Here is a 14382-nt window from a genome sequence, read left to right as displayed (position 1 = left end):
AAGTATGAGCCTCTATACTAATCTGTCTTGAAGAATGCGCTTACCCCGGCTTTTCCTTGAGCTGCCACGCCTAGGTCATACGCTTCCCTCGTGTTTACGAGCACCTATCTATAGCCTGTTATCTACTGCAAATCAATAGCATAGCCAAAGTATTAGCCTAATCCATTCAAAGTAAGACAACTACATTTCTTCAGTTAGCTAGCTTGCCCGAAGAGAGTGCTGCTACTTCCACCGTATTTTCTGAGCTGACTTGCCAGCGTGCAGGCGTTCGGGCACTTTTTTGACGATAATATCACGCAGGGACGTGAGCAGGGGCAGCCGTACAAAGCCCTGGTGTACCACCAAACTTACCTCCCGCACGGGTTCGGGCGCGGCAAAGCGCTTCACCATCGGGTTGTCGAGTTCTTGCAGCACCGACAGCTCGGGCACTAGCGTGTAGCCGTGGTTGTGCCGCACCAGCTCCTTCAGGGTTTCAATCGAGCCGCTTTCGTACGTGAACGGGCGCGTGGTATCGACGGGGGCCGGGGCGCAAATGTTGAGCACCTGATGCCGAAAGCAATGCCCTTGCTGTAGCAGCCAAAGCCCAGGCGCACCCATGTCTTGCGGCGCAATAGTAGTTTGCTGATACAGCGGATGGTCGGCCGCAATGTAGCCGAGGAAAGGCTCTTCCAGCACCGGAATTTCGCGCAGCTGCCGGTCGTCGAGGGGCGTGACCAGCAACCCAACATCCAGCGTATGGTCTTTGAGCTTCTGCACAATCTGCGCCGACTGCAACTCCTCTACCTGCACCCGCAACTGCGGATGATGCTCGACCAACTCCACCAGAAACAAGGGCACCAAGTACGGAGCCAACGTAGGAATAATGCCGAGCCGCAATTCCCCTACCAACTCGCCTTTTTCCAGCTGTACTACTTCGTGCAGATGCCGCACTTCGCGCAACACCTGGCGGGCCTGCTGCACCACCTTTGCTCCTACTACCGTGGGCTGCACACCTTTAGTGGTACGGTCGAAGAGCAACACGCCAAGTTCGTCTTCCAGCTTTTGAAGCTGCATGCTAAGCGTAGGCTGCGTGACAAAGCATTTCTCAGCGGCCAACACAAACTGACGGTGCGTGTCGAGGGCTACCAAATATTCGAGTTGCTGAACAGTCATGGGTGTAAAAGATGAGAGCGTCACCCCCGCTTACCTCTTTGGAGTGTGAGGCGGGGCTACGAGTTTATTATAAGTCAAATCTATAATAGAATCAATAAAATCGATTTTCTTTATACAACTGGATGCAGCACCTTTGTCGAGCTTCCGTTGCTGCACTAGGCGTGCCGACGGTGGTTTCTCGCCACTAACTCCTCTACTATCATGGAAGAATCAACCCAACCGAAGAAGCTCACCACGGCTGCTGGCCGGCCCATCTTCGACAACCAAAACTCTGTATCCGCCGGAGCGCGGGGCCCGCTGCTGCTCCAGGACTATTTCCTGCACGAGAAGCTGGCTCACTTCAACCGGGAGCGGATTCCAGAGCGGGTGGTTCATGCCAAGGGGAGCGGCGCGTACGGCAAATTCACGGTCACCCACGACATTACGCACCTCACCCGGGCCAAGCTGTTCAGTAAGGTCGGCAACGAGTGCAAGCTGTTTGCCCGTTTCAGCACAGTAGGCGGCGAGAAAGGCTCGGCCGATACCGAGCGTGACCCGCGCGGCTTTGCCTTGAAGTTTTACACCGAAGACGGCAACTGGGACCTGGTAGGCAACAACACGCCCGTGTTCTTTGTGAAAGACCCGGTGAAGTTTCCCGACTTCATTCATACCCAAAAGCGCGAAGCCCGCTCTAACCGCAAGAGCCCCACGATGATGTGGGACTTCTGGAGTTTGAACCCCGAAAGCCTGCACCAAGTCACGATTCTGATGTCGGACCGCGGCACGCCTTACGGCTACCGCCACATGCACGGCTACGGCTCGCACACTTTCTCGCTGATCAACAACCAGAACGAGCGGGTATGGGTGAAATTCCACTTCCGCACCGAGCAGGGCATCAAGAACTTCTCGAATGACGAAGCCATTCGGATGAAGGGAGAAGATGCCGACTTCGCGCAGCACGACCTGATTGACGCCATCGACAACGGCAACTTCCCCCGTTGGAAGATGTTCATCCAGGTGATGACCGACGAGCAAGCCAAGAACTTCCGTTGGAACCCCTTCGACCTCACCAAAGTGTGGCCCCAAGGCGAGTTTCCGCTGCACGAAGTGGGCGTGATGGAGCTCAACGAAGTACCCGTAAACTACCACGCTCACGTTGAGCAGGCGGCCTTCTCGCCGGCCCACGTGGTGGATGGCATCGGCTACTCGCCCGACAAGATGCTGCAAGGCCGCATCCTGAGCTACCCCGACGCGCACCGCTACCGCCTCGGCGTCAACTACGAGCACCTGCCCGTTAATGCCTGCCCCTACGGCTTCAGCAACTACCAGCGCGACGGCCGCATGGCCCTCGGCGACAACGGCGGCGCCGGCCCAAACTACTTCCCCAACTCTTTCGACGGACCTGTGGAAGACAAAACCGTGGGAGAACCCGCACAGGAACTAGACGGCCTCTTCGCCGACCGCTACGACCGTAACGCTGGCCCCGGCAACGACGACCACTACACCCAAGCCGGCAACCTGTTCCGCCTCCTCGACCCGCAAGCGCAGCGCAACCTCATCAACAACGTGGTGGGCGCCATGAGCGGCATTGACGGCCCCAAGAAAGACCTTATCACGCAACGCCAGCTCTGCCACTGGTTCCGCGCCGATGTACGCCTCGGGATGGCCATTGCCAAAGGCCTCGGCGTAGACGCCGAAATTCCAATGGAGCACGCCCCAGCTGCCGCCGCTGCAACGGTGTAGCTGCAATGAGCAAGTAAAAAGCCGCTCCGGGTAACTCGGAGCGGCTTTTTTATTTAATATAAAAGCTAGGCTTTTAGTTAGCCTCTGTTTGCCTAGACTGTCCTGTCATGCTGAGCGCAGTGCAACGAAGCCGAAGCATCTCGCTAGTGTGGTAAACTTTTTCTACCGCAACGATTCGAGCGAGATGCTTCGGCTGCGCTCAGCATGACTATTACTTTGACAACGTCAGCACGCGAGATGCTTCGGCTTCGTTGCACTACGCTCAGCATGACGTTCAAGCACCATGATACAAGAGGCACGAGTCGTTCAATGAGTGGTCAACCACCCCTAGCTCCTGCTTAGATGGGGACCTAAACTAGCTCTTAGTCTTCTAGTTGCAAATTCTAGCCTTCTTTGCTTCTACAAAGCTTTCTTGCGAGAAGCTTGGAATTTCTTGATTTGGGGGTCAATGATTTTCTTGTCGCCAACCACTACCACGGTCATGGCTTCGGGGCGGACGTACTTGCGGGCAGTTTCGCTGACTTGCTGCGGCGTTACGGCGTTGATGTTCTTGACTTGCTCGGTGAGGTAGCTGTCGGGCAGGCCGTGCAGGTCGAGGGTGTTGAGCTGGTTGATGATACCGGCTGGCGTGGAATTGCGTAGCACAAACAACCCCGACTCGTAGTTCTGAATGCCTTTCAGTTCCTCGGCCGAAGGCGCTTCTTTTTGTAGCCGCTCGACTTCGTACACAATTTCTTTGAGCGAATTGCCGGTTTCCTGGGTGGTCACGTCGGCAATTTCGCTCCAGCTGCCCGCGCGGTAGTGCGTTTCGATTACGCTACGGGGTGAGTAGGTGTACCCTTTGTCCTCCCGAATGTTGCGCGTGATGCGGGAGCCAAACGAACCGCCTAGCAGCGAGTTAGTTACGCGCAGCTTCAGGTAATCAGGGTGGCTGGGGTCCACGACGGGCATGCCAATGACGATGGTAGACTGCGGAGCGCTAGGCCGGTCGAGGGTGGTGATGTCGGGCCGAATCTGGGCTTTGGCTACTTCGATGCGCGGCTCCGGGCCGGGCGTCCATGCGCTCCAGGCTTTGGTGATGGCCTCGCGGAGGGCGGCTGCGTCGAACTTGCCGGCCACGTACACGCTAGTACGCTTGGCGCCATACTGGTTCTGGTAGAACGATTTCACCTGTTCCATGGTCAGGGCCTCGATGGAGGCATCAGTGGGCAGCGGGCGGCCGTAGGGATGGTTGCCGTATAGCGCCGCCGTGAACTTCTGGCGGGCCTGCATGCTGGGCTGGGCGCGAGCCAAGTTCATTTGGCGCTTGAAATCAGTTTTGATGCGCGGTAACTCACTGGCGGGCATCGCCGGATGCGTCACCACTTCAGCCAGCAAAGTCGCCAGCTCCGGCGCATACTCCGACAAACACGACGCTTGAACATAGGTCTGATCGGCCCCCGCCGATATGTCCAGCGAACCACCCATAGCCGCTATTTTCTCTGCTATTTGGGTGGCGTTGAGCGTGGAAGTGCCCTCGGCCAGCAATCGCGCCAGCAGGTCGGCAATGCCTACTTCGTTGGCGGCTTCGTGCACGTTGCCGGCCTGAATAGCTACCATCATGGTCACCTTAGGCACTTGGCCAAAGGGTACCAACTTAGCTTTCAAGCCATTGGGCAGCACGAATTCTTCTTTGGCGGGCAGTGCAAAATCACGAGGTGTACCCCCAACGGGCGGCGCTTGCTTGGGAGTGGCAGGCACCTCTGCTTTAGCCGCGGCGGGCTTGGCGGCTGGTTTAGCTGGCTTGGTTTGAGCAGAGGCAACGGGCGCTACAACAGCGGCGAAGGCGGCGCAGAGCAGCGTAAGGTATAGCGGTTTCATGGAGTTCAGCTTCTAGAGGTAGACACTTCGTATGGGCGGCGCGAGGCGGCACAGAACTTCCTAGCTCTTCGCCAACGGATTGACGATAAGCAAGGTACGGTTTGTGGGCCGCAAATACTCTTGAATGGTTTTCTGCATCAGCTCCGGTGTCACCTTCCGGAATTCGGCTTCTAAGGTGTTGATGCGGGCCGGGTTGTTGTCGAAGAGAGCGAAGGCGGCCAGCATATCGGCCCGGCCGAAGTTGTCGGAGCCGCTGAGCTGGTCGTAGAGGCTCGAGCGCAGTTTCACCATGGCCAGATCCAAGGTTGCCTGGTTGATGCCGCCCTTGCTGAGGCGGTTGATTTCCTGATCGAGCACGCTCACTACCGAGTCGGACTTTATATTTTGGTCGTAGGTTAAGTCGCCCATCCATAGCATGGGGCCGGCGTAGTTGAAGGCGTTGCCGAGGTAGTTGATACCCCCGTTCACGTTGTCGGAGTAGCCGCGCTTCTGCACCATGGCTTGGTAGAGGCGGCTGTCTTTGCCCTGGAGCAAGATTTGGTCGAGCAGGATGAGGGCGTAGTACTCGGGCGTGTTGCGCTCGGGCATGTGGTAGGCGAAGGCTAGGGCCGGCTTGGTAGCCAGTTTGTCGTCTTTGGTGAAGCGCAGTTCCTGCTCCTGGCGCGGCTCGGTGAGGTCGGGCTTGGGTGGCTGCGGGGCACTCGGTATATCAGTGAAGTATTTAGCCACCAAAGCTTTGGCGTCAGCAGGCTCGAAGTCACCGACTACAGCCAGTACGGCATTGTTGGGCGCGTAGTAGGTTTTGAAGAACGATTGGGCGTCTTCGAGCGTGGCGGCGTCCAGGTCTTTCAGGTCACCGTAGAAGTTGTGGGCGTTGTTCCAGTTCTTGTTGGCTTTCTGCGGCATATCGAGCCACGGAAAACCACCGTAGGGCGCATTCAGCACGTTTACGCGCACCTCGTTTTTCACCACGCCTTGCTGGTTGGTGAGGTTGGCCTGCGTGATGGCGAGGCCGCGCATCCGGTCGGCTTCGGCCCACAGCAGCGTTTCGAGTTTGTGCGAGGGCACCACTTCGTAGTAGTTGGTGAAGTCGAAGCGCGTCGAACCATTGAGGATGCCCCCATTCTTCTGCACTAACTGGATGAACTCCATTTTGCCGAGGTTCTGCGACCCCTGAAACATCAGGTGCTCAAACAAATGCGCAAATCCCGTCCTGTCGCGGGGCTCGTTGCGAAAGCCAATATTGTAGTACGCCGCTACCGTGGCCGTTGGAGCCGTATGGTCGGGCGAAAGCACCACTCTCAAGCCGTTGGGCAAGGTGTAGTATTCCACCGGAATCTGGAAGGCAGCTACAGCAGGCTGCGATGGCGTGGTGGTAGCAGTAGACGGCGCCGTAGCGGCCGGGGTAGTGATGCTGGTAGTGGCTTTGGGGCTGCACGCATGAAGGCCCAACAGCAGAGCCGCACTCCAAGCGAGCTGCCGGGATAATGGGAAGGTACGCATAGCAGTAAATTGAAAATGTTCATTAAACATCTTCAACCTACATAATTCCAAGTAAAAATAGAATAGCGGCTATATGATATAGCCGAGAATAATAGGCTGTAGCGCGAAGCCTATAAGTCGCCAACCTACACTTTCACCTTGAGCATAGCTGGCTGACTGGTTACGGCAAACATTTCGGCGTAGGGCACCATGGTTATCTGGCCAAATTCGCGGATCAGCATCTTGTAGCTCTCCCCTACCGGCCTGATTTTGCGGTCGAGGTCGTAGAGGCCGCAGGCGTTGACGGCAAGGCGCTTTTCTGCCAGTGAGATGTCCCAGTCCAACTGGTCGAGCAGGGAGTACCAGGTGAAGCCGATAACCGGAATGCCGTCTTGCCGAATGCGCATCACGTTCACCCACTGCTTCCAGAGCCAGCATTCGGCGTCTTTGGCGTCGAAGGTGTTGGTTTCGGTGTGCATGACGGGCTTGCGGTACCGCTCGTAGTATTGGCGCGTCATGGTGTACCAGCCAAGCACGTCTTCGGCCTGGCACCACTTGCCGTCGGGCTTGATAATCCGCTCGTTGCGGCCGTAGTAGTCGTTGCCCATCACTTGGTAACCGGGTGGCTCGCCGGCCATAAACCAGTCGAGTTCCTGCCGGGTCATGCCGTTGTCGAGGCAGTAGAGCAGCACTTCCGAGTCGAGCGGGTGCGCGTAGAGCAAATCCAGACTTAGAAAGCGCAGCTTATTGATGAGGCAGATTTCGGGCGTAGCCACGGCCCGCATTTCGTGGATGTACTCCGCCGATTCGCTTTGCACAATCACGCAGTCGGGGCGGTGCTTGGCAATCTGCTGTGTGCCCATGATGCTGGCGGCCGTAATGTGCTTCATGGCCGTAATGAACGCGCGGTCATCTTTCAATTGCTCGTTCCAGATGCCGTCTTTGGCGGAAGCGCGGGCCGTTACATATATCTCATTGACAGGCGTATAGAACCGCACCCACGGGTAACGACGGGCCACAGCGCCGCAGTACTCGGCAAAGAAGACGGGCAACTCGGGGTTCTGAAAATTACCAATCCAGTCGGGCACGCCGAAGTGCATCAGGTCCAGAATCGGGGTTATGCCGAGGCGCTGAATTTCGGCCATGGCCCGGTCGGCAAACTCCCAATCGTACTTGCCGGGCGCTTTCTGAATGAGGTAGTACGGCAGGTTGTAGCGCAGCACTTTCAACCCCATTTCCTTGACCAAGCCAAGGTCCTCCTTATAGCGGTTGTAGTGGTCGGTTTCGGCCAGCAGGTCGCGCCGGATGGTGCCGCCCGCAATGGTAGGGTACGAGCACTCGATGCCGGTAGCGAACATAAAGTTGCCAGGTGCGCCGGTCGGCAAGCCGCTCCCGTCGTGGCCTGCCGCGCCGCCAAACTCGTCACCTTCGTAGCCTCCGTCGCCGAAATGATCTGTAATATGGGTAAGGAAGCTCTTCATCTTTAGCGTTTGGTGCTTAGGCTGTTCTAATAAAATTCAAGGAAAACTATCTGCACACGGCCGTGAAGCTTTCACTTGCCCGTCATGCTGAGCGCAGCCGAAGCATCTCGCTAGTGTGGTAAATACCTTCTGCCGCAATGATTCGAGCGAGATGCTTCGGCTTCGTTGCACTGCGCTCAGCATGACGGTTAGTGTGGCAACGTCGGCACGCGAGATGCTTCGACTATGCTCAGCATGACAGGACTACTTTGGCAATGTCATCATGCGAGATGCTTCGGCTGCGCCTATGCTCAGCATGACGGCCTGATGGGAACACGAAGCACTAGGCATTATAACTAGCCAGGAATTTGTCGGCGGTGCGGAGGCTGAGGGCCATGATGGTGAGGGCGGGGTTGACACTGAGGGCACTGGGAAAAACAGAGTTGTCGCAGATGTAGAGGTTGGGCACGTCGAAGGCGCGGCCGTCGGGGTTAACGACGGCATCGTCGCCGCTCAGGCCCATCCGGGCCGTGCCGATGACGTGGGCGTAACGCTCGAAAGCCCACAGGTCGGTGGCGCCGGCGGCGGTCCATATCTCGCGCATCAGCTTCTCGGAGTGGGCATTCATGCGCAGCTCGTTTTCTTGGGCCGTGAAGTGGAGGCGCGGTTTAGGTAAGCCGCGGGCGTCCTTCTCGTCGGATAGCTCCAGGAAGTTGTCGGCGTGGGGCAAGCAGTCGCCGAGGATGTTGATGCCCGCAATGTGGTTGTAGTTGCGCATGTAGTCGCGCAGCTGCTGGCCCCACAGCTTGCGGCCCCGCGCCATTTGCGAAGCAAATGTTACGGGCATTACGCCGATACTTTGCAGCAAGTAGCCACCGGCAAAATCAGCATCCTTAGGCCGGTGCGTGTCTTCGGAAATCAGCCCGCCGGGTATGCCTTTGTAGGGCCGGATGTCCTCGGCGAAAGTACCCCACACCTGCATGCCTGGGTGCGCCATGAAGTGCTTGCCGACTTGTCCGCTGGTAAGCGCCAACTCGTTGAGCAAGAGCAAGCGCGGCGTTTCGACGGCTCCCGCGCACAGAAACAAGTGGCGGCAACGCTGCCGCACGGTCACGCCATATTGCTCGTATACCACACCGGTCACGCGGCCTTTCTCGTCGCGCTCAATCTCGGTTACAAATGCATCGGCCCGGATTTCGGCGCCGTGGGCTTCGGCCAGCGGCAGGAACGTAACGTCCATGCTGGCTTTAGCGCCCACGTTGCAGCCGGCCTGGCAGAAGCCGCGGTTGGTGCAGGCTTCGCGCCAGCCCACCCCCTCTTGATAGTACCGCGCTGAGAGGGCCGCATTGGCCGCCGGAGAAGTTTGGATGCCCAATTGCGCACATGCCTGCTGCATCAGTAGCGCGGCACCGTTGAGCGGTAGCGGCGCCAATGGGTAACCTCTGCGCCGCGGCGCACCCCACAGGTACGGCGTCGGCCCCGATACTCCCAGAAACTGCTCTAGCTCATCGTAGTAGGGCTCCAGTTCCTCTATTCCGAAAGGCCAGTCCACTCCCACCCCAAAGTCGCGGTGCAGGTGCAGGTCGTCGTCTTGGGCGCGGGGCGTGTAGGCGGTGTAGTGCAAGGTGGAGCCCCCTACTCCAGTGCCGGAGTTGTTGTTGCCGAAGGCTACCGGGTTTTGCCCGGCCGACAGGCGTTCATCGTTCCAGAACAGAAAGGCTTGGGCCTTTTCATCGGTGGCGTAGTCGGTGATGGGGTTGCGGCGGGGGCCAGCTTCCAGCGCTACCACTTTCAGGCCAGCCATAGCCAAGCGAGCCAGCAGCGGCGCGCCCCCGGCTCCGGTTCCAATCACCACGCAGTCCACTTCGTCCACGGGGTCGGGGAGCGGGGCCGGCTGCTCTAGCTCTGTAGGAGCTGTTAGAAATTCGCCGTTTTCTTCCAAGATGGCCTGCAAAAGCGGGTCCTGGATTTCGGTTTTTATAGGATTCAGAACGCCTTCTTCGAGAACTTCTTCGTCGGGCATAGCTTCGTTGAGTAATGGAGTAGCGGAGTAACTGAGCCGAGAGTAAGGGAGTAGCGGAGCACCTGAGTAATGGCTAAAATGACATGCATGGCCGCTGATATACTGAATCGCGCCATTCAACATGTCTTGCTTTACTCGGCTCTCTGCTAGTCAGTTAGTCTCTCTGGCTCCCGGGGCTCTAAGTCGTTGGGCTGAATGTGCGTCCAGCCAGGCACGTCGGCCATGCCCACATAGCCAATTTCTTCTTGCGCCAGCGGGTGGGAATAGTAGTTCTCGGTTAGTTCGGCCAGCATTTCTTCGAAAAACCGGCCGATGGGGAGTTGCTGCCAGTTGTCGCCGGGCGCGGTGCCGGCGGCTACGGCTTCCAGCACGGCGTCTTGCTGCACTTCGGGCAGCTTCAGGAAGGGCTGCTGAAACAGGGACAGGGCGGCTTGGTTGATGCCGCCCAAGCCGAGGCGGTAGGCCTCCCGGTCGGGGGGCATGGCATCGTAGCGCCAGCCGTCGGCTTTACCATCGACGAGGCGCTTGTCTATACCCGCGGCCACGTCGATGGGTTCGGTACGGTCGGGCTGCGGAATAAGGCGGGCCGCTACGGCCTGCAGCAATGCATAGGTCTGGGGCTCGAAGAACTCGGGCTCGTGAACTGGGGCATCGAGGCGGGCTTGCAAAGCAGCGCGGGTGGCATCGGTCACTAGGTCGGTGGCCAGCAGCGAACGAACAGTACCAGAAGGATATACGGGAGCAGACATCACAAAGCAGCTAATACAGCACAATTGGTACTGTCGAGGTATAAACCGCTTACGAGTGAAATCCTCCCGCTGGCTGAAAATATTATCTGGATTACGGTTGAGCTACGAAAATTATTTTAGCTGCATGATGGCGGCCATGGTTTCGAGGCCGTCCCACAGGTTGCCTAGGCGCACGTTTTCGTTTTCGGCGTGCTGGTTGTTGTCGTAGTTAGCTACTGGCACGGTGAGCGTTATGGCGTTTATCTTCTTGAAAACATGCAGCGGCAAGCTGCCACCCGAGGTCGGCACTTGCACCACTGGCTGCGGGGTGGTGCGTTGTACAGCGGCTACCACCTCGCGGGCAATGGGCAGGTCCATGGGGGTGCGCTCGGCGTTGTAGCCTGTCTTGGGTTCCACTCGCACAATGCGGGGGTAGCGGGCCCGCTCGGCGTCGGTGGGCTCTTGGGTTGTCACGAAGAAACCTTGCCGCTGGATATGGCGCACCACTTTCTCTACCTGTCGTTTGCTGTCATTGCCAAGCACCAAGCGCAAATCCAGCGTGGCTTCGGCAATGGTGGGAATCACGTTGGCCGCCTGCGCCCCGACGTTGGCACTACGCATGCCGTTGATGTTGAGCGAGGGTTGGTTGATTAATTCGCTCAGCGTTTGCCCGTTGCCTTCGGCTTGCGCAAAACCAAGTTCCTGCTGAATGGTGGCATCGAGGTTGGGGACCCGCCCAAGTGCCTGGCGCTCGGTAGCGGTCAGCGGCTGCACGTCATCATAGAACCCTGCTACGGTGACCCGCCCCGTACTGTCCTTCATAGAGGCCAATAGCTGCGCCAGTTCAAGAGCAGGGTTGGGCGCCCAGTTGCCGTAGTGGCCGCTGTGCAGGGGCCGCTTGGAAGCGTATACCGTGAGGTTGACATTCACGTCGCCGCGGGCGCCAAACACCACCTGCTTTTGCCCAGACTGATGGACCGGTCCGTCGCAGATAATCCAGAGGTCGGAGGCCAGCAGGGCCCGGTGGCCTTCCACTATTTCGCTGAGGTGAGGCGAGCCTTTTTCCTCTTCGCCCTCGAAAAAGAACTTGATGTTGACGCCCGGCTTGAGCTTGCTTTGCGCCAAGGCCTCATAGCCGGCCAGAATAGCCATTACGCCCGCTTTGTCGTCGGAACTGCTACGCCCGTACAGGCGCCAGTCGGGGCTGATGGATTGACCGGCGCGCACCATCGGAAGCAACTGGCCACCCTGCGCCAGTGCCGCGCTGGCCAGTTGTGGTTGAAACGGACTAAGCCCCGTGGCCCACTGCGCGGCATTGACGGGCTGGCCATCGTAGTGCGCATAGAACACGATAGTCCGCTTGGCGTCGGGCGTGCGCACCTCACCATACACAACGGGCGGTACGCCGGGCGTGGTAGCCGGCAGCAGTTGCGTCCGGATTCCTCGTTTCTGCATCATGCCCACAATGAAGCGGGCCGTCTGGCGCAGGTTGGCGCTGTCGGCGGCTACGTTGGGAATACCCACAAATTGCATGTACTCGGTAAGCAGCGGCAACTCGTGCGCTTGCCGGTATTGCCGAATTTTCTGCACGGCTGTGTCGGGCGCGTTAAAACCTGCCAGCGCCACCAGCAAGACCAGACTCGATGCGTATCGTTTTTTCATACCAAAAGCGGAGCCTTACTGTGCTCACCTGCTGGTAAGATAGGCGCCGCAACGCAAACGAACCGACCTTTTATTGGTCGGAACTCATCTTGCCACCGGTCACGTGCACGAGGGAGCCAGTCATGAAAGAGCCATCTTGCGAAGCCAGTAACACGTAGGCTGGTGCCAATTCTTCGGGCTGACCTGGGCGGGCCAAGGCCACTTCGTAGCCAAACTTCTCGATTTCCTCGGCGGGCATGGTGCCCGGAATATTAGGCGTCCAGACTGGGCCCGGCACCACGCAGTTCACCCGAATTCCTCTTTCGCCGAGGTAGGTAGCCAGGCTTTTGGTAAGGGCGTGAATCGCCGACTTGGTACTGGCATAATCCACTAAAATCGGGATACCCGTGAGGCCCACAATGCTGCCGGTGTTGATGATACAGTCGCCTTGCTGGAGGTGGGGAATGGCGGCCTGCGCCATCCAGATATAGCCCAGTATGTTGGTGTCGAAGGTGCGGCGGATTTGCTCTTCCGGAATATCCTCGAACTTCTCGGCACTCATCTGGAAAGCGGCATTGTTGACGAGGATGTTCAGGCCCCCTAGCTCGGCCCGGGTGCGGCGGATGGCTTGCTTGCACTGCTCAGGGTCGCGCACGTCGCTCTGCAACAAGATGCACCGCCGCCCCTGCGCCTCTACCAAACGCTTGGTTTCTTCGGCATCCACGGTATTCTCGTTGTAAAGCACGGCCACGTGGGCTCCTTCCATGGCAAAGGCCACCGCCACCGCCCTCCCAACGCCTGAATCGGCGCCGGTTATCAGCGCAATCTTGTCCTGAAGCTTGCTGGCGGCGCGGTACGTGCTGAGATTCATACCGGGCTGCAACTTCATATCGGCCTGCTTGGCCGGGTAGGGTAGTTTCTCGGCGTGCTGCTTCATGTCCTTGGCCGTGGGACGCTTCACCGGTTTGGGTGCGGTGGTAGCGGCTGCGGCTTTTTTGGCAGCGGGTGTAGTGGCAGTGGGCTTGTTGGCAACAGGCTTCTTGGGGGCAGCGTCTTTTGCAGCAGAGTTTTTCGGAGCAGCTTTTTTGGCAGCCATGAGGTCGTACGGTAGAGGTTGGGTTCTACTCTACGCAAAAAGCTGAGCAGTGGTGAAGTCGTGCGCCCTAGATTCTACCAGCGCGAACAGCACGCCGCAAACGCCAAGCGCATTACCTCACCGTTCACTACTTAGGGCATTCTTCCCTGGTCAGTTGCTCGTTGATGCAAATAGCAGCTTGTCCGCCTTTGGCGGCAGCCAGCAACGCCTGCTGGGTACCTGGGGTGGCGTCGCCGGCGGCATAGAGGCCGGGGAAAGTGGTTTCAGCGTTTTTATTGACCCACACCCCGCCTTTCTTAGTGAAGCGGCAGCCCAACTGCTCGGCCAACTGGCTGCGTTGCTGCTGATGCGGATGAATAAAAACTGCTGTGCGTTCCAGCTTTTCCCCGTTCTCGAAAACGATGTGCTTTAGTTTGCCCGTCTTGGTGCCTTCTAACTGGCTGATCTTTTCTTGGCGCACCTTGATACCGTGTTGGCGCAAGCGGCGAAGGGCATTGGCAGTAAGGCTGGTCGAACCATCCGTACAGACAATTACATCCCTGCTCCACCGGCTCACGAGTAGAGCCAACCCCGTTACCGTTTTGCTGTGGCCGAACACGGCCAAGGGCTCGTCGCGCACTTCCCACCCGTGGCAGTACGGGCAGTGCAGGACCCCCTTGCCCCACAATTCACGCATGCCTTCTACATCCGGCAGCACATCTTGTACGCCTGTTGCCAACAGCACTTTTCGAGCAGTACACATACTTGTTCGGCCTGATTCTCCTTCTAGCGTCAGCTGAAATCCAGTTGGTACTGCTTCCAGATTTACCACACGCGCAGTTCGCACCTCGACGGTTGTGTAAGGCCGCAACTGCTCATGCCCGAGCCGCAGTAAATCGGCCGGCTTGATACCGTCGCGGGTGAAAAAGCTCTGCACGCCCGGCGAAGGAGCATTGCGTGGGGCACCTCCGTCGCAAACTAATACCCGCCGTAGGCAACGGCCCAACACCAACGCGGCGCTCAAGCCCGCGCTACCTGCTCCTACTATCACCACATCGTAGTCGAGCAAAGGAGCCGCTGGCGGACGGTGACGACGCGGGCGAGGTGTAACAGACGGAGTGGAAGCAGCAACAGGCATGGCACGAAATAGCAGAAGAAAGTCAGCTTACATATACCCTTAACCCTGACTATATGTTAGGCTTCGAGCTCAAGATTTGCCTGTAGCGCCACACTAGTGCT

At 58.1% G+C, this 14382-nt stretch carries 10 protein-coding genes; 1 reads left to right on the top strand and 9 read right to left on the bottom strand.

Annotated elements, in window-relative coordinates:
• Positions 1 to 222 precede the first annotated feature (222 nt).
• On the bottom strand, positions 223 to 1152 hold the full coding sequence (locus P1X16_RS22805; RefSeq protein ID WP_277234146.1) for a LysR substrate-binding domain-containing protein: 930 nt from the start codon (positions 1150 to 1152) through the stop codon (positions 223 to 225).
• A gap of 201 nt (positions 1153 to 1353) precedes the next feature.
• Here P1X16_RS22805 and P1X16_RS22800 point away from each other — a divergent pair, with 201 nt between their 5' ends.
• Positions 1354 to 2874, top strand: coding sequence for a catalase (locus tag P1X16_RS22800; RefSeq protein WP_277234144.1), 1521 nt, complete (start codon positions 1354 to 1356; stop codon positions 2872 to 2874).
• Positions 2875 to 3273: 399 nt separating this feature from the next.
• Here P1X16_RS22800 and P1X16_RS22795 read toward each other — a convergent pair whose 3' ends face one another.
• From P1X16_RS22795 to P1X16_RS22760, 8 genes are all read right to left on the bottom strand, one after another.
• Positions 3274 to 4734 carry a pitrilysin family protein gene (locus tag P1X16_RS22795; RefSeq protein WP_277234142.1) on the bottom strand — a complete coding sequence of 487 codons (1461 nt, stop codon included), beginning with the start codon at positions 4732 to 4734 and terminating at the stop codon, positions 3274 to 3276.
• A 60-nt stretch (positions 4735 to 4794) separates the two neighbouring features.
• Positions 4795 to 6237: a pitrilysin family protein gene (locus tag P1X16_RS22790; RefSeq protein WP_277234140.1), complete on the bottom strand. Its 1443-nt coding sequence runs from the start codon at positions 6235 to 6237 to the stop codon at positions 4795 to 4797.
• A gap of 125 nt (positions 6238 to 6362) precedes the next feature.
• Positions 6363 to 7697, bottom strand: a complete 1335-nt coding sequence (locus P1X16_RS22785; RefSeq protein ID WP_277234138.1) for a family 1 glycosylhydrolase — start codon at positions 7695 to 7697, stop codon at positions 6363 to 6365.
• Positions 7698 to 8019: 322 nt separating this feature from the next.
• Positions 8020 to 9699 (bottom strand): GMC family oxidoreductase, encoded by a 1680-nt coding sequence (locus tag P1X16_RS22780; RefSeq protein WP_277234136.1) that lies wholly within the window; start codon positions 9697 to 9699, stop codon positions 8020 to 8022.
• 146 nt (positions 9700 to 9845) lie between these two features.
• Positions 9846 to 10448, bottom strand: coding sequence for a gluconate 2-dehydrogenase subunit 3 family protein (locus P1X16_RS22775; RefSeq protein ID WP_277234134.1), 603 nt, complete (start codon positions 10446 to 10448; stop codon positions 9846 to 9848).
• Positions 10449 to 10559: 111 nt separating this feature from the next.
• Complete coding sequence (locus P1X16_RS22770; protein WP_277234132.1) at positions 10560 to 12089, bottom strand: M20/M25/M40 family metallo-hydrolase; 1530 nt, start codon at positions 12087 to 12089, stop codon at positions 10560 to 10562.
• A gap of 70 nt (positions 12090 to 12159) precedes the next feature.
• Positions 12160 to 13164 carry an SDR family oxidoreductase gene (locus tag P1X16_RS22765; protein WP_277234130.1) on the bottom strand — a complete coding sequence of 335 codons (1005 nt, stop codon included), beginning with the start codon at positions 13162 to 13164 and terminating at the stop codon, positions 12160 to 12162.
• A gap of 127 nt (positions 13165 to 13291) precedes the next feature.
• On the bottom strand, positions 13292 to 14281 hold the full coding sequence (locus tag P1X16_RS22760) for an NAD(P)/FAD-dependent oxidoreductase (protein ID WP_277234129.1): 990 nt from the start codon (positions 14279 to 14281) through the stop codon (positions 13292 to 13294).
• Positions 14282 to 14382: the final 101 nt, after the last annotated feature.

The sequence above is a fragment of the Hymenobacter sp. YC55 genome, from assembly GCF_029433095.1.
In the GTDB taxonomy this organism is placed as follows: Bacteria; Bacteroidota; Bacteroidia; order Cytophagales; family Hymenobacteraceae; genus Hymenobacter.
Note: the sequence above shows the minus strand (reverse complement) of the source record. Positions and strands in the feature narration are given on the sequence as shown.